This window comes from Streptomyces sp. NPDC049627 (assembly GCF_044465645.1).
Classification (GTDB): Bacteria; Actinomycetota; Actinomycetes; order Streptomycetales; family Streptomycetaceae; genus Streptomyces.
The window spans coordinates 477585-498498 of the sequence record NZ_JBITLW010000006.1 but is presented as its reverse complement, the minus strand read 5'-3'; the positions used below and the strand labels follow the sequence as shown (position 1 = coordinate 498498).

Annotated in this window: 23 protein-coding genes; 9 read left to right on the top strand and 14 right to left on the bottom strand. The window is 71.6% G+C overall.

What is annotated here, in order from left to right; translation table 11 throughout:
• The first annotated feature begins 143 nt into the window (after nucleotides 1-143).
• Both ACIBU0_RS19370 and ACIBU0_RS19365 read left to right on the top strand, forming a co-directional pair.
• Complete coding sequence (locus ACIBU0_RS19370; protein WP_398819504.1) at nucleotides 144-659, top strand: YbaK/EbsC family protein; 516 nt, start codon at nucleotides 144-146, stop codon at nucleotides 657-659.
• Nucleotides 656-1501 (top strand): EamA family transporter, encoded by an 846-nt coding sequence (locus tag ACIBU0_RS19365; protein ID WP_398819501.1) that lies wholly within the window; start codon nucleotides 656-658, stop codon nucleotides 1499-1501. Before ACIBU0_RS19370 ends, ACIBU0_RS19365 begins: the two co-directional genes overlap by 4 nt.
• Nucleotides 1502-1567: 66 nt before the next feature.
• Here the strand turns inward: ACIBU0_RS19365 and ACIBU0_RS19360 are convergent, their stop codons facing one another.
• The 3 genes from ACIBU0_RS19360 to ACIBU0_RS19350 all read right to left on the bottom strand — a co-directional run bounded on the left by ACIBU0_RS19360 (nucleotide 1568) and on the right by ACIBU0_RS19350 (nucleotide 4224).
• On the bottom strand, nucleotides 1568-1846 hold the full coding sequence (locus ACIBU0_RS19360) for a hypothetical protein (protein ID WP_398819498.1): 279 nt from the start codon (nucleotides 1844-1846) through the stop codon (nucleotides 1568-1570).
• Between the two features lie 85 nt (nucleotides 1847-1931).
• Entirely contained in the window at nucleotides 1932-2660 is a 729-nt protein-coding gene (locus ACIBU0_RS19355) for a class I SAM-dependent methyltransferase (protein WP_398819495.1), read from the bottom strand.
• A gap of 19 nt (nucleotides 2661-2679) precedes the next feature.
• Complete coding sequence (locus ACIBU0_RS19350) at nucleotides 2680-4224, bottom strand: metallophosphoesterase (protein ID WP_398819492.1); 1545 nt, start codon at nucleotides 4222-4224, stop codon at nucleotides 2680-2682.
• A gap of 215 nt (nucleotides 4225-4439) precedes the next feature.
• Between ACIBU0_RS19350 and ACIBU0_RS19345 the strand changes: the two genes are divergently transcribed.
• The gene (locus tag ACIBU0_RS19345; RefSeq protein WP_398819489.1) at nucleotides 4440-4889 is read left to right on the top strand and encodes a hypothetical protein; all 450 of its coding nucleotides are present in this window, start codon (nucleotides 4440-4442) and stop codon (nucleotides 4887-4889) included.
• A 31-nt stretch (nucleotides 4890-4920) separates the two neighbouring features.
• Here the strand turns inward: ACIBU0_RS19345 and ACIBU0_RS19340 are convergent, their stop codons facing one another.
• Nucleotides 4921-5382 carry an HIT family protein gene (locus tag ACIBU0_RS19340; protein ID WP_398819486.1) on the bottom strand — a complete coding sequence of 154 codons (462 nt, stop codon included), beginning with the start codon at nucleotides 5380-5382 and terminating at the stop codon, nucleotides 4921-4923.
• A gap of 42 nt (nucleotides 5383-5424) precedes the next feature.
• On the opposite strand from ACIBU0_RS19340, the gene ACIBU0_RS19335 reads away from it, so the two are divergent.
• Nucleotides 5425-6894, top strand: a complete 1470-nt coding sequence (locus ACIBU0_RS19335) for a toll/interleukin-1 receptor domain-containing protein (protein WP_398819483.1) — start codon at nucleotides 5425-5427, stop codon at nucleotides 6892-6894.
• Between the two features lie 55 nt (nucleotides 6895-6949).
• Nucleotides 6950-7225 (top strand): DUF1876 domain-containing protein, encoded by a 276-nt coding sequence (locus ACIBU0_RS19330; RefSeq protein WP_398819481.1) that lies wholly within the window; start codon nucleotides 6950-6952, stop codon nucleotides 7223-7225.
• 156 nt (nucleotides 7226-7381) lie between these two features.
• Here ACIBU0_RS19330 and ACIBU0_RS19325 read toward each other — a convergent pair whose 3' ends face one another.
• The 6 genes from ACIBU0_RS19325 to ACIBU0_RS19300 all read right to left on the bottom strand — a co-directional run bounded on the left by ACIBU0_RS19325 (nucleotide 7382) and on the right by ACIBU0_RS19300 (nucleotide 12306).
• Complete coding sequence (locus ACIBU0_RS19325; RefSeq protein WP_398819478.1) at nucleotides 7382-8539, bottom strand: serine hydrolase domain-containing protein; 1158 nt, start codon at nucleotides 8537-8539, stop codon at nucleotides 7382-7384.
• 109 nt (nucleotides 8540-8648) lie between these two features.
• Entirely contained in the window at nucleotides 8649-9098 is a 450-nt protein-coding gene (locus ACIBU0_RS19320; RefSeq protein ID WP_398819475.1) for an organic hydroperoxide resistance protein, read from the bottom strand.
• A gap of 107 nt (nucleotides 9099-9205) precedes the next feature.
• The gene (locus tag ACIBU0_RS19315; RefSeq protein ID WP_398819472.1) at nucleotides 9206-9676 is read right to left on the bottom strand and encodes a MarR family winged helix-turn-helix transcriptional regulator; all 471 of its coding nucleotides are present in this window, start codon (nucleotides 9674-9676) and stop codon (nucleotides 9206-9208) included.
• Nucleotides 9673-10503, bottom strand: a complete 831-nt coding sequence (locus ACIBU0_RS19310) for an energy-coupling factor ABC transporter ATP-binding protein (RefSeq protein ID WP_398819469.1) — start codon at nucleotides 10501-10503, stop codon at nucleotides 9673-9675. The genes ACIBU0_RS19315 and ACIBU0_RS19310 overlap by 4 nt, the downstream gene beginning before the upstream one ends.
• Nucleotides 10491-11252 carry a cobalt ECF transporter T component CbiQ gene (cbiQ, locus tag ACIBU0_RS19305; protein WP_398819466.1) on the bottom strand — a complete coding sequence of 254 codons (762 nt, stop codon included), beginning with the start codon at nucleotides 11250-11252 and terminating at the stop codon, nucleotides 10491-10493. Before cbiQ ends, ACIBU0_RS19310 begins: the two co-directional genes overlap by 13 nt.
• 4 nt (nucleotides 11253-11256) lie before the next feature.
• Nucleotides 11257-12306: an energy-coupling factor ABC transporter permease gene (locus tag ACIBU0_RS19300; RefSeq protein WP_398819464.1), complete on the bottom strand. Its 1050-nt coding sequence runs from the start codon at nucleotides 12304-12306 to the stop codon at nucleotides 11257-11259.
• A 169-nt stretch (nucleotides 12307-12475) separates the two neighbouring features.
• Between ACIBU0_RS19300 and ACIBU0_RS19295 the strand changes: the two genes are divergently transcribed.
• Complete coding sequence (locus ACIBU0_RS19295; RefSeq protein WP_398819461.1) at nucleotides 12476-12838, top strand: SsgA family sporulation/cell division regulator; 363 nt, start codon at nucleotides 12476-12478, stop codon at nucleotides 12836-12838.
• 25 nt (nucleotides 12839-12863) lie between these two features.
• On the opposite strand, the gene ACIBU0_RS19290 is transcribed toward ACIBU0_RS19295, so the two are convergent.
• From ACIBU0_RS19290 to ACIBU0_RS19275, 4 genes are all read right to left on the bottom strand, one after another.
• Nucleotides 12864-14543 (bottom strand): penicillin-binding transpeptidase domain-containing protein, encoded by a 1680-nt coding sequence (locus tag ACIBU0_RS19290; protein ID WP_398819457.1) that lies wholly within the window; start codon nucleotides 14541-14543, stop codon nucleotides 12864-12866.
• A gap of 106 nt (nucleotides 14544-14649) precedes the next feature.
• Nucleotides 14650-16281, bottom strand: coding sequence for a penicillin-binding transpeptidase domain-containing protein (locus ACIBU0_RS19285; RefSeq protein ID WP_398819454.1), 1632 nt, complete (start codon nucleotides 16279-16281; stop codon nucleotides 14650-14652).
• Between the two features lie 159 nt (nucleotides 16282-16440).
• Entirely contained in the window at nucleotides 16441-16662 is a 222-nt protein-coding gene (locus tag ACIBU0_RS19280; protein WP_398819452.1) for a hypothetical protein, read from the bottom strand.
• Nucleotides 16663-16726: 64 nt separating this feature from the next.
• Nucleotides 16727-18469, bottom strand: a complete 1743-nt coding sequence (locus ACIBU0_RS19275) for a dolichyl-phosphate-mannose--protein mannosyltransferase (RefSeq protein ID WP_398819449.1) — start codon at nucleotides 18467-18469, stop codon at nucleotides 16727-16729.
• A gap of 62 nt (nucleotides 18470-18531) precedes the next feature.
• Here ACIBU0_RS19275 and rsmI point away from each other — a divergent pair, with 62 nt between their 5' ends.
• The 3 genes from rsmI to ACIBU0_RS19260 all read left to right on the top strand — a co-directional run bounded on the left by rsmI (nucleotide 18532) and on the right by ACIBU0_RS19260 (nucleotide 20895).
• Nucleotides 18532-19380, top strand: coding sequence for a 16S rRNA (cytidine(1402)-2'-O)-methyltransferase (gene rsmI / locus ACIBU0_RS19270; protein ID WP_398819446.1), 849 nt, complete (start codon nucleotides 18532-18534; stop codon nucleotides 19378-19380).
• Nucleotides 19381-19570: 190 nt separating this feature from the next.
• The gene (locus ACIBU0_RS19265) at nucleotides 19571-19969 is read left to right on the top strand and encodes a hypothetical protein (protein WP_398819443.1); all 399 of its coding nucleotides are present in this window, start codon (nucleotides 19571-19573) and stop codon (nucleotides 19967-19969) included.
• A gap of 44 nt (nucleotides 19970-20013) precedes the next feature.
• On the top strand, nucleotides 20014-20895 hold the full coding sequence (locus tag ACIBU0_RS19260; RefSeq protein WP_398819440.1) for a TatD family hydrolase: 882 nt from the start codon (nucleotides 20014-20016) through the stop codon (nucleotides 20893-20895).
• Nucleotides 20896-20914 lie beyond the last annotated feature (19 nt).

Sequence of the window (20914 nt, the reverse complement as noted above, 5' to 3'; positions counted from 1 at the left end):
CCCCCTGTTTTTCTGGTGAGTGATTCCGAACTTCGCTGATCCTATAGAGGGTCCGGTTTCCCCGAACCGCCCTTCTCTGACCTGGCGCAATGACGCCACAATCCGCTCGCGTGCCTCCTGCACGTACCGCTAGCGTGCCGTGCATGACTGCGACAGCCGCCACTGACGCCGAGGGCTCCGGAGCCCACCCCCGTTTCGCCGCCGCCCTCGAAGAGCTGGGGCTCGGTGAACTGCACGCGGAGATCCGCCGCTTCCCGGACGCGACCCGTACCGCCGCCGAGGCCGCCGCCGCGATCGGGTGCGAGCTCAGCCAGATCTGCAAGTCGCTCATCTTCGCCGCCGACGGGGTGCCGGTGCTGGTGCTCATGGACGGGGCCTCCCGGGTCGATGTCGAGCGGGTGCGGCAGGAGCTCGGGGCGCAGAAGGTCACGCGGGCCAAGGCCGATGTCGTACGGGAGACCACCGGGTACGCCATCGGGGGCGTACCGCCCTTCGGGCACCGTACGAAGACGCGCGTGCTCGCCGACCGGTCGCTGCTGGACCACGACGTGGTGTGGGCCGCCGCCGGCACGCCGCACACCGTCTTCCCCATGGAACCCAAGGCACTTGCCGCGCGCGCCGGTGCCGCCCTCGTGGACGTGCGCGAGCAGACTTCGTGACGCCGCTCGTCACCACCGCCGTCCTGCTGGCGGCCGTCACGCACGCCAGTTGGAACGCCATCGCCCACAAGATCACCGACAAGCTGGTCGCCTTCACGCTGATCGCGGGCGGCGGAGCGCTGATCGGCGCCGTCCTCGCGCCGTTCGCCGCGTTCCCCGCGGCGCGGGCGTGGCCGTATCTCCTCGCGTCGGCCCTCGTCCACGTCGTCTACTACGTGCTGTTGATGAAGTCGTTCCGGCTCGGCGACTTCGGGCAGGCCTACCCCATCGCGCGCGGCACCGCGCCGCTCGTCGTCGCCGTACTCGCCGCCTTCGTCGCGCACGAGGTGCCGGACGGGTGGGCGGCCGCGGGGATCGCCCTGTCCTGCGCGGGCCTCACCGGCGTCGCCCTGTGGGGGCTGCGCGGGCACCGGCCCAACTGGGCGGCGATCGGCGCGGCGTTGGCGACCGGGCTGAGCATCGCGGCGTACACCGTCCTCGACGGGCTGGGCGTACGGGCCTCGGGGTCGTCCCTCGGCTATGTCGCCTGGCTGATGATGGCCGAGGGCCTCGTGATCCCGGCGTACGCCGTCCGGCGCCGGCGGCGGGAGACCGTCGCCGTGCTGCGGCCGTTCGCCGGCGTCGGGCTGCTGGGTGCGGCGTTGTCCGTCGCCGCGTACGGGCTCGTCCTGTGGGCGCAGACGAAGGCCGAACTGGCCCCGATCGCGGCCCTGCGGGAGTCGTCGATCATCGTGGGGGCCGCGATCGGGGCCGTCTTCTTCAAGGAGAGCTTCGGGGCGCCCCGGATCGCTGCCGCGGCGCTGCTGGTCGTGGGGATCGGCATGATGCTGCACGCGAGTTAGGAAGCCCCGGCCGTCGGCCGGGGCTTCCTCGCCGGTCAGGCGCTCATGCGCTCAGGTGGTCGGACGTCAGCGGTCGAAGGCGCTGTTGTTGCAGCCCATCGTCGAACCGAGGTGGTTGGCCTGGCCGCCCGAGTTGCCCTCGCCGTTGAGCCCGTTGCCCAGGACGCCGTTGAGGACCCCGACGATGCCGAGGACGTCGAGGTTCAGGTCGTGGGACTTGCAGCTGGTGCTCTGCTGGACCTTGACGTCGTTGCCCCCGCCGTGGGCGTGGGCCGAGCCCGCGCCCACGAGCGCGACACTGCTGAGGGCGGCGACCAGGACAGCGGCCTTGCGAAGCTTGTGCATGTCATCTCCGGTGGAGTGAGGTGGATGCAATGCGTGAGGGGTGAGCCCTTACGATTAAGGGGGATTATGTAAGAAATGCCCCAAATCATCCCGCGGCGCGCCGAGTTTTGCGATCTTTGCCGACCCGGAAGGCGAACTGACCGCAGTACGTGAGCTTCCGCAGGTTCACCAAGGCCGTTCTGCGGCGCTCCTGTTTCCCCCACCGGTCGATCTCGGTGTTCAGCGGGGACTGTTCGTCCCAGTAGCGGCTGTACTCGGCCGGCCGGCCCAGGTAGCTCCGCATGACCAGGGCCACTCCGTCGAGCGAGGGCCGGATCTCCTCCAGCGTGAGCCCCGCCTCCTCGACCAGCACGCGGAAGCCGTACGGGGTGTAGTTCCACAGGCTGAAGGAGTGGTACGGCTCCAACTGGGATGTTGATCCGATGAAAAGCCCACCGGGCTGCAGCACCCGGGCGATCTCCGCGAGCAGTTCGCGCGGGCGGGCGACATGTTCGAAGACCTGGTGCGAGTAGATCAGCGGGAGCGAGTCCGAGCCGAGGGGCAGGTGGACGCCGTCGTAGTGCAGCACGGGGGCACCGCCGGGCGGGCGCTGTCCGGCCTCCGGTGAGTCGCGGATGTCCACGCCGAGCCACCGCACCTGCGGGTCGTGCTTGCGGAAGAGCTCGGCCGAGGTGCCGCGGCCGCATCCCAGATCGACGACCAGCCCGGGGGCGCCCGGGGCGCCCATCACCTCGTCGAGGTAGTAGCGCGAGGTGACCTGGCGGGCGTGGTCGTCGGGGATGCAGTCCCGCATGAGCTCCCAGAGGGTCGCCATGCTCCGATGCTACGGTCACTCAAGGTCGCGCGCTCATCACGGCCTGTAGTTCCCGCTGGGCGACGCCCGACAGGTCGTGCACGCTCATGCTGTTGCGGTCGGTGACCGAGCGGCCCAGGGCGTGGTGCGGCCACAGGCCCGCGGCGACCCGGCGGCTGCGCTCGTTCCACTGACGGGCCGCCGGGGCGTCGGCCTTGTAGTGGTTGAGGGCGTAGCCGCCGGAGTGGATACGCAGGAGAGCGAAGCCGCCGGGGTACTCCTTGGCGGCGGCGACCTCCTGCTGGGTGACGTGCGGGGCCCGCGGCAGCACGGTGCGCTTGTTGCGGTGCGTGTGACCCGCGTGGTGGAGGAAGACGCCGGGGGCCTGCGCATAGGCGTCGAGCAGCGCGCGAGCCTGACGGCGCTCCAGGCACTGGCCGCGGGTCACCGGGAACACCGAGTCCCTCACGGTCAGCGGATGGTGGCCGAACACCAGCGTCGGCTGGTCCGGCGCCTCCCTCAGACGCGCCCGGAACCACGACAGTTGCTCGGCCCCGAGCCCGCCCGCGTCGGCGCCGTTGCCGGTCTTGACGTAGGTGTCGAGGCCGATGATCCGCAGCCCGCCGAGGTCGTGGGCGAAGTATCCGGGGCCGTCACCGCCCTGGAAAGCGGCGTGGAAGGCGGTGCGGAACGTGTTGTGGAAGGTGTCGTGGAAGGCGTTGTCCCCGTCGAGATCGGTCCCGGCGCGGTCGTGGTTGCCGCGTACGACGAAGTAGTCCCGCCCGTGCGTGCCGAAGCCGTCCAGGATCCGCCGGGCCTCGCCGAGGTCGTGGGCCGCCCCGCCGGCCGAGATGTCGCCCCCGGCCAGCAGCACGTCCGCCCCGCGCCGCCGGGCCTCCTCGACCAGCGCCCGGCTCATGATCTCCGGATACGGGGCGCGCCCCGGCTGCTGCGAGACGCCGCGCGGCAGGGGCAGGCCGCCGACGAGGCCCGCGGTGGTCTCGCCGAGGTGCAGGTCGTTGCAGAGCGCGATCGACAGCAGATGCCGGCCGGGCGGCGGCTGCGGGGTGGTGAAGGAGTAGGGCCCGCCGCTCGTGCCGAGGCCGAACGTCGACGTGCCCACGGCGTTGCCGCGCACCAGGTGGAGCGGGGTGGGCGTGGCGGCCACGCCGCGTGAGCGGGCCTGGTAGTAGTACGTCTGCCCCGGCTCCAGGTCCGTGAGCTCGACCTGGTGGTGGGCGGTGGGCCGGCCCTCGGAGGCGGTGCGGTTGAGCCGGGAGGGGTGGGTGCCGTAGACGACCTCACCCTCGGTGATCGCGGGGAGCGGGTGGCCCAGCCCGTCGTTGGTGCCCGGGATGCCGGTGTACCAGGTGACGACGGCGCTGTCCTCGGTGAGCGTGACCAGTTCCAGGTTGACCGCGGTCAGGTCGTCGGGGTGATGGGAGCGCGCCCGCTGCACGGCGGCGGAAGCGGTGCGCAGCAGGGCGGGGGCGAGGCGGGCACCGGAGCGCAGCACCTCGCAGGGGCCGGGGAAGGCCGACAGGGCCGCGAGGGCGGGGAGGTGGGCGGAGAAGCAGCAGCGCATGTCCTCGATGTGGCCCAGGGCGGTGAACGGGAGACGTGGCGGTGGCGGCGGGGCCAGGTCCGGCGCGCGACATCTCCGCGGAACGCGACATCTCCATGGAAGCAGGGCGAAGGCGGTCACCGAAGCGAGTGTGCCGAGTCTCACTGATCCCGAGTTGTGGTCTTTGCGCCCGCACTATGATCGTTGCGGCGACAGTGCACCGAGGGGGCAGGCCTGTGACGGCGCTGAGCGAGGGGTCGGACGCGGAGGCCGGCGGCAGGGTGCCGCTGGACGCGGACCGGATCAAGCAGCTGGAGTTCATCCAGGCGACCGTCGCGCGCCTCGGGACCAACTCGTTCCTCGTGAAGGGCTGGTCGCTGACCCTGGCCGCAGGGCTGCTCGCGCTCTCCGCCGGCCGGTTCAGCTGGCAGCTCGCGACCGTCGGCGTGGTGCCGCTGCTCTGCTTCTGGTACCTGGACTGCTTCTTCCTGCGCCAGGAAAGGGCCTACCGCCGGCTCTACGACGACGCCCGGCGCCCCGGCAGCACGGTCGAGGTGCTGTCCATGGACGTGGGGCCGTATCTGGCGCGGATGCCCTGGCCGGAGGTCTGGCTGACGCCGACGCTGCTGCTGTTCTACACGCCCCTGCTGCTCGCCGACCTCGCCGTCGTCGTCCTCACCCGGTGAACCCGCGAACTCACCGCCGCGCCCGCTGAACTCACTGCTCCGAGCCGCCGATCGCCGCGCAGAGACGGGCGGCGAGCGCGTCGGCGGAGGCGTCCTCGCCCGGGGAACCCGCACGGAAACCCGTGCCTTTCGCCGGCCAGATGGGACCCATCGCGTCCCCGGGCCGGCGCGGCACGAGATGCACATGGGTGTGGAACACCGTCTGGGTGGCCGCCGCGCCCGCGGAGTTGATGACGTTCATGCCGTCGGGCCCGAGGACCGTGCGCAGCGCCCTGCCCACCACCATCACGGTCCGGAACAGGTGTTGGGCATCCGTCTCGCCCATCGCCCACAGGTCCGCCGCGTGCGCCCTGGGCACGACCAGCGTGTGCCCCCGCGTGGCGGGCGCCAGCGGGAAGAAGGCGAGGGTGTGCGCATCCTCGTAGACCATCCGCGCCTTGCCGGTGCCGGCGGCGATCTCGCAGAAGGGGCAAGCCTGTTCACGGGCGTTCATGCAGCCTCCCGGTCGCTCCGGACAGGTCCTAGGGTGTGCGGCGTGGGCGGCATCTTCATCAACTACCGCAGGGGCGATCACGAAGACGTCGTGCGGGAACTGTACGACCGACTCGAACATCATTTCGGCGAGGACCAGGTTTTCCGGGACGTTGTCTCGATCGTGCCGGGGCAGCGGTACCCGGACACACTGCGGGAGCGGGTGGCGGACTGCGAGGTGCTGCTCGTCGTGGTGCACCGGGGCTGGGCGGACGCGCGGGGCGAGGCCGGCGAGCGGCGGCTGGACGACGGGACGGACTGGGTCCGCCGGGAGATCGACCAGGCCCTGCACACCGGCAGGACCGTCATCCCCCTGCTGCTGGACGGTGCCACCCCGCCGAGACCCGACCACCTCCCCGAACCCATCCGTGACCTGGCCCACCGCAACGCCCAGTTCCTGCGCACCGCCCGCTTCGACGCCGACCTGGCGGAGCTGACTGCTGTCCTGGAGACCGAGGTGTCCCGGACCTGGCGGCCCGTCCCGCCGCCGCAGCCGGGGTACCGGCCGGGCCGCCGGCCGGCCGCGGTCACGGCGCTGCTCTGCTGCGCCCTGCTGCTCACGGTCCCCGCACTGCCCATCGACCAGGGCTGGTACCGACGGGGCGACCTGCCCTGGACCCTGTACGGCGCGCTGGCCTGCTGTCTGGTGCTGTGCGCGGCGCTCGTCGGCGTGGCCATGGTCCGCTTTCCGCTGCGGCGTTCCGTCGACCGGTGGGAGCGTGAACTGCACACGGTCAAGCACCGTACGTACATCCGGCAGACCTGGCCGGTGATCGCCGGGCTCGTGGTCTTCGCCCTGTTCTGCGCGGTGTCCGCGTGGGGCGACGGGGGCGCGTTCGCGGCCCTCGTCCTGCTGCTGGTGCTCGGGCTGGCCGGCGGGCGCACGGCCGCCGCTCACGTCCGGATCACCCGGCGGGAGGCCGACCTGTGGGCACGCTGGCCGCAGACCCTGCCCACGCCGGTGACCCGGGTCGAGCTCCGCCGGGCGATCGCGCGGCTGGACCTGCGGCTCGCCGGGGCGCGGGCGCCGCTCTCGCGCGAGCAGCGGGAGAAGGCGCGGTGGGAGCTGGACGACCTGCGCGCGGCGGTGCGGCGGGTGGGGGACGAGGCCGGGCGCTCCCGGTCGGCGTGGCTGCGCGAGGACCACCCCTGGCTCCTCGGCGGCTACGCCGTGGGCCTGACGCTGATCGGGGCCCTGGCCCTGGCGTCCGGGGCGGCCTTCGACGCGGTCGGGGACGGCAGGCCCCGCGTCCACCTGACACTGACCGCCATTGTGCTGATCGGCGTGGGCTTGGCGCTGGCCACCCTGGAGCTCGGCCACCGCCGCCAGCGCATGCTGCGCGCCGAGCTGGTGACGGAGGCGACCGAGCGGATCGCCGCCCTGGCCGACCGGGTCACCGCCCTGAGCGCGCCCGCCCGCACCAAACGCTCCACCCCGGCCCCGCGTCCCGAGGAGTTCGCCGAGCCCGACTAGTCGGCGGCGCCCTCCGAGGCGCACCCTGGAAGCAGTACTTCCGGAGGTGATCGTCATGATGCGAACCACAGTGGGATGGCACGTCGAGATGGAGTTCCAGGAGGACGAGACGCACACCAGGGCGGTGGCGCTGGTACGGCTCCCCGACGGCACCGAGGTACGGGCCCACGGGCACGCCACACGGCACCACACCGACTCCAATCAGCCACGCGTCGGTGAGGAGATCGCCGGCGCCCGCGCACTGAACGAACTGGCGATGCAGATGCTCACCAAGGCACACGGAGAGATAGACCAGGCGTCCGGCCGCACATCCCACCCGATCCACATCTGACAGCCCGACAGCAGCCCGCGTCGGCCCACGGCGACGAGCAGGCACGTGGCTCCCCACCCGCCTCGGCCGACGCGGCGACCACCCCGGTGACCCGACGCACCGACCGCACCGCCTGTATCGACCCCCGCGCCCTCGTCCGTGCGACCGGTGCCGCGTCTATGCCAGTGCCGTTCGCACGGCCCGAATGAGCCCTTGCGCGCGGGGGTCCGCCGTGACCGTCCTGCGGAAGCCGTTCGTCACGTAGCCGAACGCGATGCCCGTTTCCGGGTCGGCGAAGCCGAGGGCGCCGCCGCGGCCGGGGTGACCGAAGGAGCCCGGGCCCAGCAAGGGGGACGCGGTGCCGTGGAGCATGTAGCCGAGGCCGAAGCGGGTGCCCACCACCAGGACGCGGTCGGGCCCGGCCGACTCCTCGGTCCGGGCCAGTTCCAGCGTCGCCGGGTCGAAGAGCCGTACGCCGTCGACCTCGCCGATCAACGCCGCGTAGAAGCGGGCCAGGGCGTCGGCCGTCGCGATGCCGTTCGTCGCGGGGAGGGCGGCGGCGCGGTAGGCGGGGTCGTTCTGGTCGGGGAACGGGGTGATCGCGGCGAACGCGCGGCGGGTGAGGGAGTCCGGGTCGTCGTAGGCCGCGGTGACCGAGCGCTTCGGGCGCGAGCGCAGTCCGCCGACGGGCTCGGGCCCCTCCACCCGGCCGGTCCGGCCCACCCTGCCCGCCTCCGACTCCGGCAGCCCCAGCCACAGATCCAGGCCCAGCGGACCGGCGATCTCCGTCGCGAGCCACTCGCCGGCCCATCGCCCCGTCACCCGGCGCACGAGCTCGTCCAGCAGCCAGCCGTACGTCAGCGCGTGATAGCCGTGGTCGGTGCCCGGCTCCCACGCGGGCGCCTGCGCCGCCACCGCCTCGGGGCCGCGGTGCGGATCCAGCGCCTCCTCGGGCGTGAGCGGGCGGTCCAGGACCGGCAGCCCGGCGCGATGGTTCAGCACCTGCCGCACCAGCAGCCGCTCCTTGCCGTGCGCCTTGAACTCCGGCCAGTACTCGGCCACCGGCGCGTCCAGGTCCAGTTCCCCGCGCTGGTGCAGCAGGAGGGGTACGGCGGCGGCGACGCCCTTGGTCGCCGAGCGCACGACCTGCGCGGTGCCGTGCCGCCACGGCTCCGTGCCGTCGACATCCTTCGTCCCCGCCCACAGGTCGACGACCTTGCGTCCGCCCCGGTACACGGCGACGGCCGCGCCCCGCTCCCCGAGCGTGGCGAAGTTCCGTACGAACGCCTCCCTGACCGGCTCGAAGCCCTCGGCCACTGTGCCGTTCACGTCCACGCCCGTGCTCCCTGCGACTGTCTCGTTGCGGCGACCGGCTCGTTCGCCTTCGACAGCCATCCCAACACGGGTGCGCGGCCTTGGATTCCGTTGTGTGGCCGACGTCTCGCTACCCGAGCACGATCGTGACGTCGATGTTGCCGCGGGTCGCGTTGGAGTACGGGCAGACGTCGTGCGCCGCGTCGACCAGCTTGGCCGCGATGCCGGCGTCCAGCACCGGCAGGGAGACGCTGAGGGCGACCGCGAGGCCGTAGCCGCGGTGCCTGTTGGGGCCGATGCCGACCTTGGCGGCCACCGTGGATCCGGTGAGGTCGTAGCCCTCGCGGTTGCCGACCAGGATCAGCGCGTTGTGGAAGCAGGAGCTGTAGCCGGCGGCGAAGAGCTGTTCGGGGTTGGTGCCGTTGCCGTCGCCGCCCAGTTCCGGGGGCATCGCGACCTTGAGCTCGATCTGGCCGTCCTGGCTGGTGACATAGCCGTCGCGGCCGCCGTGCGCTGTGGCCTCGGCGACGTACATGATCTTCGTCGGACGGGTGTCCACGGCGGTGCCCTCTTCGGTCATGGCTGGCCCTCCCCCAGAAAAGACGCGCACAAGTACATCGTGCACAAGGTACTGGCTGGTAGGGGGACTTCCGTTACCAGGGGGTGGCAACCGGGGGTAACCCGAGATCAGCGGGGGCGGTCCGCAGCCGTGTGCGCTCTTTGCGCGAGCTCCCACAGCTCCGCGCGCAACCGCGCGATCCCCGGTTCGTCGAGCCCCGTCGCGGTGAGCAGTGCGCCGGGTACGCACTTCGCCCGCTCCCGCAGCTCTTTCCCGCGCCCGGTGACGGCCACGAGCACGGACCGCTCGTCGCGCGCCGACCGTTCACGGCGCACCAGCCCGGCCGCCTCCAGCCGCTTCAGCAGCGGGGAGACGGTGCCGTAGTCGAGCCGCAGGGCCGCGGCCAGCTCCTTCACCGTCGTCTCGCCGCGTTCCCAGAGGACCAGCAGGACGAGGTACTGCGGATAGGTGAGCCCGAGGTCGTCGAGAAGCGGACGGTAGGCGGCCGTCACGGCACGCTGGGCGGCGTACAGCGCGAAGCACAGCTGCTCGTCGAGCAGCAGGGAGGCGCCGTCGTCGGCGGGCTTCTCGTTCGTCACGCGCCCACCCCCACGCTCGAACCGGCTTCGCCCGGCTCGCGCGGGGGCACCCCCATCACGGAGCGCGGATCGAAGCCGAAGGGCAGCTCCAGGCGGTGGGCGCGCATCAACTCGTCGTCCGCGAGGAGTTCGCCGGTCTTCCCGTCCGCCGCGATCACGCCGTCGCTCAGGATCAGCGAGCGCGGGCACAGCTCCAGGGCGTACGGCAGGTCGTGCGTGACCATCAGGACGGTGACGTCCAACGAGCGCAGGATGTCGGCCAGTTCGCGCCGGGAGGCCGGGTCGAGGTTGGACGACGGCTCGTCCAGGACCAGGATCTCCGGTTCCATCGCGAGCACCGTCGCCACCGCTACCCGGCGCCGCTGGCCGAAGGAGAGGTGGTGCGGCGGGCGGTCCTTGAAGTCCTGCATGCCGACCTGCCGCAGGGCGCGGTCGACCCGCTCCTCCAGCTCGGGCCCCTTGATCCCGGCCGCCGCCGGCCCGAACGCCACGTCCTCGCGCACGGTCGGCATGAAGAGCTGGTCGTCCGGATCCTGGAAGACGATGCCGACCCGGCGCCGGATCTCGGCCATGTTCTTCTTGTCCACGGGCAGCCCGGCCACCCGCACGCTGCCCACCCCGCCGCTCAGGATGCCGTTGAGGTGCAGCACGAGCGTCGTCTTCCCGGCGCCGTTCGGCCCGAGCAGCGCGACCCGCTCGCCGCGCGCGACGCGGAAGTCCACGCCGAACAGGGCCTGGTGGCCGTCGGGGTAGGCGAAGGCGAGGCCGGAGACCTCCAGGGAAGCGGTGCTCACAGGATCGCTCACAAGGTCGCTCACAGGGTCCATCCCAACACGCAGACGACGAGGGCGGCGAAGGGGAGCGCGAGGGCGTACGACCACTGCGCCCGGGACGCGGTCACCTCGTCGATCACCGGCATCGAACCGGCGTACCCGCGGCTGACCATGGCCAGATGCACGCGCTCGCCGCGCTCGTAGGAGCGGATGAACAGCGCGCCCGCCGACTTCGCGAGGACGCCCCAGTGCCGCACGCCCTTCGCCTCGAAGCCGCGCGACTCGCGGGCGATGCGCATCCGCCGCATCTCGTCCGTGATGACATCGCCGTAGCGGATCATGAAGGACGCGATCTGCACGAGCAGGGGCGGGAGCTTCAACCGCTGCAGGCCGAGCAGGAGTTCGCGCAGCTCGGTCGTGGCGGCGAGGAGGACGGAGGCGGCGACGCCCAAGGTGCCCTTGGCCAGCACGTTCCAGGCGCCCCACAGTCCGCCGGCGCTCAGCGACATCCCCAGCACCTCGACCCGCTCGCCCTCCGCCACGAACGGCATCAGCACGGCGAACGCGACGAACGGCACCTCGATCAGCAGCCGTTTGAGCAGGAAGCCGGCGCTCACGCGCGCGACGTACGCGACGAGCGCGAGCAGGACGGCGTACAGGCCGAACGCCCACATCGCCTCCCGCGGTGTCGACACCACGACCAGCACGAACGCGAACGTCGCGGCGAGCTTGGTGTGCGGCGGCAGAGCGTGCACGGGCGAGTGGCCGTGGCGATAGAGCTTGTGTGCGTGTCCGGCGCCCATGACGTCAGACGTTCTCCACGGCCGTGGGCGACACGTCGCCCGTACGGCGCCTGCGCACCGCCCAGAAGACGCCGGTGCCCGCCACGGCGGTCGCGCCCACGCCGATCACGCCCGCGAGACCTCCGGAGAGGCGGGCGTCGGCGATGTCCCTGACGCCGTAGTCGGCGAGCGGGGAGTCCGCGCTGGCGTGCTTCTCGGTCCTCTTGTCGATGCCCTGGTCGGCGGCGACCTTCTCCAGACCGTCGGGGCTGGAGGAGGCGTAGAAGCTGACGAACCCGGCCAGGACGAGGGACGTCACGAGGCCGGAGATCCACAGCGCGCGGCGCGAGGTGCGTGCCGCCACGGGCGCCGCCGCAGGGGCGGGCGCGTCGATCAGCTCGCCGTTCACCCGCAGCTTCAGGCGCTGGCGCAGGTCGCGGGCGCCGTACACGAGATCCGGGCGTACGGCGACGACCGCGCCCACGGTCAGCCCCGTGATCGCGGCCTCCCCGATGCCGATCAGCACGTGCACGCCGACCATCGCCGTGGCCACCTTGCCGATCGAGACGTCGGTGGTGCCGCCGACGGCGTAGATCAGGGTGAAGGCGACCGCCGCGGCCGGCACCGAGACCAGTGCGGCGACGAAGGAGGCGACCGTGACCGAGCGCCGCCTCCGCGGCAGCACCTTGACCAGGCCGCGGAAGACGGCGTACGAGACGACCGTCGTGACGACGGCCATGTCGGTGATGTTCACGCCGAGCGCGGTCAGGCCGCCGTCCGCGAAGAGGATGCCCTGCATGAGCAGGACGACGGAGACGCACAGCACGCCCGTGTACGGGCCGACGAGGATCGCCGCGAGCGCGCCGCCCAGCAGATGGCCGCTGGTGCCCGCCGCGACGGGGAAGTTCAGCATCTGCACCGCGAAGATGAACGCGGCCACCAGACCGGCCAGCGGCGCGGTCCGCTCGTCGAGCTCGCGGCGTGCCCCGCGCAGGCTCACGGCGACGGCGGCAGCGGCGACCGCTCCGGCCGCGAGTGAGGTGGGCGCGTCGATGAATCCGTCAGGTACGTGCACCGTTCGATGATAGTGGCTTACTGCGAATGAGTTGCAAGAGCGAGGGACTTGTGTAGTGCACAGCTGACATATGCCTGCTCCCGCGGGCGCATTCGGGAAGATATGCGACATTGGAGGGGGAGCGGAAGCACAGCTTTCGCATAGGTCACGCAGCGTAAGGGGCCGTCCGATGTCTGTAGTCGAGCAGTACGCGCGAGCCCACATCGTCACGGACGCGGACATCCTGGCGGAGGAGCAGGACGCCGTCCCGGTGGTCCTGCGCTACGACCCCGATACCGACCCGCGCTCGGTGCGGGTGCGGTTGCCCGGGCGTGAGGCCCATGAGTGGACGTTCTCGCGGTCCCTGCTGGAGCAGGGGCTGCGGGCGCCGGCCGAGAGCGGCGAGATACGGGTGTGGCCGTGCGGGCGGGTGCAGGCGGTGGTGGAGTTCCACTCGGCGGACGGTGTGTCCGTGGTGCAGTTCGAGTCGAAGGCGTTGATGAGGTTCCTGCGGCGGACCTATCTGGCCGCCGCCGCACCCGTGAGCCGCTGAGAGCCTGTGGCACAGGCTCCGCTGCTCAGCCGCCCATCTTCAGCAGGGCCGCCACGATCGGACCCGCCGTCTCCCCGCCGTGGCCGCCCGACTGGACCACGCCGGCCGCAGCGAGGTCGTTGCGGTAGGCGGTGAACCAGCCGTTCGGCTTCTTCTGGCCGTCGACCTCCGCCGAGCCGGTCTTCGCGCCGACATCGCCGGTGACCCCGGACATCGCCTCGGCCGCGGTGCCGTAGGCCGCCGTGTACGACATCAGCTCGCGCAGCTGGGCGAGCGTGTCCGCCGACAGGGTGCGGGAGGCGGTGGCGAGGGTGCGGTTGTCGACCGTCGGAGCCACCAGGTAGGGCTGCTTGAAGGTGCCCGTCCTGACGGTCGCCGAGACCGACGCCATGTTCAGCGGGTTCATCCGCACCCCGCCCTGGCCGATGAGCTCGGCCGCCATCTGGGCCTGCGACTGGACCGGGACGGAGCCGTCGAAGGTCGGGACGCCGACGGACCAGTTGTTGAGGGAGAGGCCGAAGACCTGCTGGGCCTGCTTGGTCAGGCTGTCGTTGTCCAGCTTGCCGGCCTGGCTGATGAAGGCCGTGTTGCAGGAACGGGCGAAGCTCGCCTTGAACGTGCCGCCCTTGATCTCGAACTTGTCGTCGTTCTGGAACTTCCAGCCGCCGTACGTGAAGTACTTCGGGCAGGGGTGCAGCTTGTCCGGCGACGCGAGCCCCTTCTCCATCAGCAGCGAGGAGGTGATGACCTTCATCGTCGAACCGGGGGCGAGGGAGCCCTGGAACGCCGTGTTGAAGCCGTGCGAGGAGTTCGCGACCGCCAGGATCTCGCCGGTCGACGGGCGCAGCACGACCACCGACGCCTTCGGCCTGGTGGCCACCTGCTGCTCCGCCGCGGCCTGCAGCGCCGGGCTCAGCGTCGTCCTCACCGTGCCGGGCGTGCCCTTGCTCAGCTCCACCAGCGTCTTGTCGGACAGCTCGGCCTTCTTGGACTGCGTGCCCCGGATCACCTGGAGCTCGATGCCCGCCTTGCCGCCGGCCTTGTCGCCGTACTTCTCGCGCAGCCCGTCCAGGACCGAGCCCAGCGACGGGTACTTCTTCTCCGTCAGCTCGTTGCCGTCCCGGTCGAGTGCCTTGACCGGCGGGGTGCCGGACTCGCCGGTGACGAGGGTGTCGCCGTCCTTCAGGTCGGGGTGGACGACCGCGGAGTGCCAGTCGACCAGCGGCTTGCCGTCCTCGGCGCGCCGGACGACGGTCAGCGAGCTGTCGTAGGTGAGCGGCTTGCTGGTGCCCTGGTACGACACCGTGCCCTTCACGGAGAAGGGGACCTTGCCGCCGGTGCGGGGGCCGGCGGTGAGGGTGACGTCCTTGATGTGGGCGTCCTTGGTGTAGCCGGTCAGCAGGGCCTGGGCGGCCGCGCTGTCGTCGGTGGCGGCGGCGGCCTGGGGCACCTTGCCCTGCTGCCAGGCGGTGAGGAACGTCTCGGCCGCGGTCGTGACCTCCTTGGCCGACAGCGGGCCGGTCTTGACCTTCGGCTTCTGGTCGGCGGCGGAGGCCGCCGTCTCCGTACGGCTGTCGGCCACGGCTCCGCCGCTGTACAGGGCGTAGACGCCGAATCCGGCGCCGCCGACGACGACGGCGATCATCCCGCCGAGCACGGCGGGTCTGGTCTTCCGTCGCTCGGCGACGCGCCTTCTGTTACCCACTGCTTTCCGTTTCCCTCGCGTATCCCAGGGGCCCCCGCCGCCCCGCCGACCTCACGCATACCAACGACGACGACCACCCTAGAGTCCCGTCCTGTGGGGGTTAACTTCACCGGGACGCTCGTAGCACTTCTGCGACAATCGGCCCGGCCGCGTCGCTGCCGTGGCCGCCCTGCTGGGACATGGCGGCGGCCGCCACGTCGTCGCGGAAACCGGTGAACCAGCTGTCGGAGGTGGCGTTTCCGTCCACCTCGGCGGACCCCGTCTTGGCGCCGATGTCGCCGCGGAGCCCGGACATGGCCCGCACGGCGGTGCCCTGGGGTGCGGTCGCGGCCAGCCGCATCATCTGCTTCAGCTGGGCGGCGGTACTCGCCCGCAGTCCCTCGGCGGTGGCCAGTTGCCGGTCGTCGAGCCCGGGCGAGACCAGATACGGCTGCCGGAACGTGCCGGTGATCGCGGTGGCCGTCACCGACGCCATGGTCAGCGGGTTCATCTGGACGTCGCCCTGGCCGATGGCGTTGGCCGCGCGGTCCGGGCCGGGGGAGGCCGGGACGCTGCCGTCGAAGGAGGTGATGCCGGTCTTCCAGTCGCGGCCGAGCCCGAACCGCTCTTCGGCCTCGGTCGTCAGCGAGGCGTCGGTGAGCGGCTCTTCGTCGACGAGCTTGATGAAGGCCGTGTTGCAGGAGCGCAGGAAGCCGTCGGCGAGCGTGGCGCTCGCGGTCTCGTTGGGCTCCAGGCCCTTGAGGTTGGTGAAGGTCTGGCTCTTCCAGGTGGCGTTGGGCGGGCAGGGGGCGGGGCCGTTCATCGAGGTCACGCCGTTGTCGATGAGCATCGCCGCGCTGACGATCTTCATCGTGGAGCCGGGTGCCACGCGCCCCTCGAAGGCCGCGTTCCAGGCGTCGTCGCGATGGTTGGCCACCGCCAGCACCTCGCCGGTGCCCGTCCTGAGGGCCACCACCGAGGACTGGGCGTGACTCTTCACGGCCTTCTCGGCGGCCGCCTGCACCCTCGCGCTGAGCGTCGTCTCCAGTCGGCCCGCCCTGCCCTTGGCGAGGGTCAGCAGCGAGGTGTCCGGTGACTCGTCGGCGTGCTGGATCGCCAGCTCGATACCGGGCGAGCCGCCGGCCTTGTCGCCGTACCGCTCGCGCAGCGCGTCCAGGATCGGGCCGAGGGAGGGGTACTTCTCCTTCGTCAGTACGGTGCCGTCGCGGTCCACGGCCTCGATGGGCGGGCTCGCGGCCTCGCCGGTGACGAGGGTGTCGCCCTTCTTCAACTGCGGGTGGATCACGGCCGGTTCCCAGTCGACGAGGGCCTTCCCGGTGGTGCGCCCGCGCACGACCGTGAGTTCGCTCTTGTAGGAGAGCGCCTCGGACTTGCCCTCGTAGGACACCTTCGCGCGCACCGTGAAGGGGACGGTGGCGCCCTTCGCCTCGCCGGGCGTGATCTTCACGCCGGTGATGTGCGCCTTCTCGCCGTAGGACGTCAGCACCGGCTCGGCGACCGCGTCGTTGTTCGTCAGCGCGGCAGCCTGCGCCGCCTGCCCCTTCTCCCAGGCCGCGAAGAACTTCGCGGTCGTCTCCTCGACCTCTTCGGCGCTCGGCGGCCCGCTCTTCGGCGACGCCGCCCCCGTCGCCCCGCCGCCGTTCAACGCCGACATGACGTTGTACGCGCCGTACCCGGCGCCGCCCACCATCACGGCGAACACCCCGCCTATGACAGCGGCTTTGACCCCCTTGGACATGGTCCCCTCCCCGTTTCGGTCTCCCGCACTGTAAGTGGCGGGAGGGAAGCCCGTGGCGGGGTTTTCCGTTGTTGGCCATTTCAGCGGTGCCGCTCGGATACGACTGAGCGCTGCGGTCGGCCCGACCGGCCGGCCACAGCGCTCAGCGGGAGGCGATCCTCACACGACGCTGAAGGGATTGACGCCGAGGAGGGCGGCCGTGGGCACGGCGGCCGCGAAGGGCAGGAGCCCCGGCGGGTAGGTGCCCTGGTACGGGTACACCAGGTACGAGACCGACTTCTGCGGCTTCGGGTCGAGGGTGTCGGCGTGGGCCACGGCGGAGGTCGACAGGGCCGCGGCCGCGAGGGCGACGACAGCAAGTGTCCGTTTAGTTACGTTCATGCCTGAATGAACGATCACGGACTCTCCCTGTTACGCACCTCTGTCACCCACGTGTGGTGCGCGGTCAGACCCAGGTGTCCAGCCACATCCGCGACCGCCACTGGTCCACCGGGATCGCCGTGCCCGTGTGGATCGGCCAGAAATAGATGAAGTTCCAGGCGATCAGCAGCACCAGCACCCCCGCCCCCGTGGCACCCGCCACCCGGCGGGTGTCGCTGGAGCGCGGTGGGCCGATGATCGCGCCGAGGAGCATCGCGACGGCCAGACAGAGGAACGGCAGGAAGACGACGGCGTAGAAGAAGAAGATGGTGCGTTCCTGGTAGAGGAACCAGGGGAGGTAGCCGGCCGCCACACCGCAGGCGATCGCCCCGGCCCGCCAGTCGCGGCGGAAGAACCAGCGCCACAGGATGTACAGCACCGCGAAGGCGGCCACCCACCACAGCAGCGGCGTGCCGATCGCCAGGACCTCGCGGGCGCACTTCTCGCCCGCGTCGACGGGGCAGCCGTCCTTGCCGGGCAGCGGGGACTCGTAGAAGTACGACACCGGGCGGCCGTCGACGATCCAGCTCCACGGGTTGGACTGGTAGGTGTGCGGGGACGACAGGCCGACGTGGAACTCGTACACCTGGTGCTCGTAGTGCCACAGGCTCAGCCACCAGTCGGGGAACAGCCACGACCAGCTGCTGGTGCGGCCGTTCGCCGTCGCCCAGTCGCGGTAGTAGCCGCCGGTGCCGTCGGTGGGGGAGAGGATCCAGCCGGTCCACGACACGATGTAGGTGACGATCGCCACCGGCACGGTCGCCAGGAAGGCGAGGCCCAGGTCGTGCTTGACGACGGCCGTGTACGGGTGGCGGGCGCCGGCGACCCTGCGGGCGGCGACGTCCCAGAACACCGTCAGCAGGCCGAACGCGACCAGGAAGTACAGGCCGTTCCACTTGGTGCCGATGGCCAGGCCCAGCATCAGACCGGCCAGCCAGCGCCAGGGGCGCCACCCCAGGCGCAGGCTCTCGGCGGTGTGCGTGTCGGGGCGGACCCGGCCGTCGGGGCCGGCCGTGAGCGCGGCGGCGAGTTTCGCGCGCGCCCGGTCCCGGTCGACGACCAGGCAGCCGAACGCCGCCAGCACGAAGAACATCAGCACCCCGTCGAGCAGCGAGGTGCGCGCCATCACGAACGCCAGCCCGTCCACCGCCATCAGCGCGCCCGCGAGGCAGCCGAGGAACGTCGAGCGGAAGATACGGCGGCCGATGCGGCACAGCATCAGCACGGCGAGCGTGCCGAGCAGCGCCGTCATGAACCGCCAGCCGAACGGGTTGAACCCGAACATCAGCTCGCCGAGCCCGATGACGTACTTGCCGACCGGCGGATGCACGACGTACGCCGCGTCCGTCGGGATCGGGATGTGGTCGCCGATCTTCAGGATGACGTCGTTGGCGTTCTTGTCCCAGCTGACCTCGTAGCCGCGGTGGACGATCGCCCAGGCGTCCTTGGCGTAGTACGTCTCGTCGAATATCACGTCCTTCGGGCTGCCGAGGTTCCAGAACCGCAGCACCCCCGCCAGCAGCGTGACCAGCAGCGGACCGCCCCAGCCCGACCAGCGCACCATCCGCTCGGCGAGCCCCCGCGGGACGCCGAGGAACTGCCACATCCGCGGGCTGGGCCGGACGTACGGCGGCACCAGGCGGTCCCGCACGTCGCTTCTCGGCGTCGCCGTGTAGCCGAATCGGCGCAGCCGCTGCTGCCACGACGGCCGCTGCTCGTGCGGTGCCTGGTCCTGCCGGGTGTCCATGGAGGACGCGGTACTGGTCACCGCGCCATCGTAGGGAACCCGTCTGTGGGAGTCCCGCGGATGCGCCCTGCGAGGATGGAAACGTGACAGGAACCCTTGTTTTGGCAGGCACCCCCATCGGCGACATCAAGGACGCCCCGCCCCGGCTCGCCGAGGAGCTGGCCGGCGCGGACGTGGTCGCCGCCGAGGACACCCGGCGGCTGCGGCGGCTCACCCAGGCGCTGGGCGTGCAGCCGACCGGGCGGATCGTGTCGTACTTCGAGGGCAACGAGACGGCCCGTACGCCCGAACTGGTGGAGGCCCTGCTGGAGGGCTCGCGCGTGCTGCTGGTGACCGACGCGGGGATGCCGTCGGTGTCCGACCCCGGGTACCGGCTGGTCGCGGCAGCAGTGGAGAAGGACATCCGCGTCACCGCCGTACCCGGGCCGTCCGCCGTGCTCACCGCGCTGGCGCTGTCCGGGCTGCCGGTCGACCGGTTCTGCTTCGAGGGGTTCCTGCCGCGCAAGGCGGGGGAGCGGCTGTCGCGGCTGCGGGAGGTGGCCGAGGAGCGGCGCACGCTGGTCTACTTCGAGGCGCCGCACCGGCTCGACGACACGCTCGCCGCGATGGCCGAGGTGTTCGGCGGCGAGCGGCGGGCCGCCGTGTGCCGGGAGCTGACCAAGACGTACGAGGAGGTCAGGCGGGGCGGGCTGGCGGAGCTCGCGGCCTGGGCCGCGGAGGGTGTGCGCGGGGAGATCACCCTCGTGGTCGAGGGGGCGCCCGAGAAGGGGGCCGAGGAGGTCGACGCCGCGGAACTCGTGCGGCGCGTTCGCGTGCGTGAAGAGGCGGGGGAGCGGCGCAAGGAGGCCATCGCGGCGGTGGCGGCGGAGGCCGGAGTACCCAAGAGAGAGGTCTTCGACGCGGTCGTGGCCGCTAAGAACGCCGGGGCGTGAAACACCGTGTGAGCAGGGCGTATCTCGGATGGGCGCGCGCCCCATGCCGGGGTAAAGGGAGCCGGGCCTTTCGGCAAGGAACGCCCAAGTCGCCCCCAATACTGGGCAGATGACGTGCGTTCGCTCCTGCGGAGGAGTCCACTGGACGAAGGGACGCAACCCGTTCCACCAGCGGACCACAGGAGCTGGCATGAGCGAGATCGCACAGCAGACCACGGGCCTTCGCAGCGCCGCGACCGCCGTCGTCCACGAGTCCTACTCCTTCGCCTGCATGCGATGCGGGCACGGCTGGGAGCAGTCGTACGAGATAGAGCACCACATCGACGGTGACGGCCACGAGTTCGTCATGTACGTCGCGAACGGCGAGGTCGTACCGTCGCCGCTGAGCCGGCCCACGTGCGAGAACTGCGACAACCACGTCGTACGGATCATGCGGCCCGGGCAGGTGTCCTCCGTGCAGAACTCCCTGCACCACCCCCGCCCGGTCCCGCGGCAGGGGGAGCAGGAGTCCCAGCCGGCGGCGGGCGGGACCGACCACCACTGGCATCTGTCCGATCTCCTGCACGTCTTCCACCGCAAGGCGAGCTGAGCCGCGTCGGCCGGCCGGGCATGCCCCTTTCGTAGGATCGGGGCATGCCTTCGAACGCCTCCGACAAGCACGCGGCCCCGCCCCTCCCGGAACCGCTCCGGGTTCCGGTCGCCGACTCCCACACCCACCTCGACATGCAGTCCGGCACGGTGGAGGAGGGCCTGGCCAAGGCGGCGTCGGTGGGCGTGACGACGGTCGTCCAGGTCGGCTGCGACGTACGCGGCTCGCAGTGGGCGGCCGAGACGGCGGCGCGGTACGACGCCGTGCACGCGACCGTCGCCCTGCACCCGAACGAGGCTCCGCGCATCGTGCACGGGGACCCCGACGGCTGGTCGCGGCAGGGGGCGCGCGAGCCCGGCGGTGCGCGGGCGCTCGACGAGGCGCTCGCGGAGATCGACCGCCTCGCCGCACTCCCTCAGGTGAAGGGCGTCGGCGAGACCGGCCTCGACTACTTCCGCACCGGGCCCGAGGGCAAGGAGGCGCAGGAGGCGTCCTTCCGCGCCCACATCGAGATCGCCAAGCGGCACGGCAAGGCCCTGGTCATCCACGACCGTGAGGCCCACGCGGATGTGCTGCGGGTGCTGAAGGAGGAGGGCGCCCCCGAGCGGACGGTGTTCCACTGCTACTCGGGGGACGCCGAGATGGCCCAGGTGTGCGCCCGCGCCGGCTACTACATGTCCTTCGCCGGCAACGTCACCTTCAAGAACGCCCAGAACCTGCGGGACGCGGTGGCGGTGGCCCCGTTGGAGCTGCTCCTCGTGGAGACCGACGCGCCCTTCCTCACGCCTGCGCCGTACCGCGGACGGCCCAACGCTCCGTATCTCATTCCGGTCACGGTGCGCGCCATGGCGGCCGTACGGGGGATCGATGAGGACGTGCTGGCGGCGGCCCTGGGCTCGAACACGGCACATGCCTTCGGCTACTGATCGATAACTCCCGGATAAC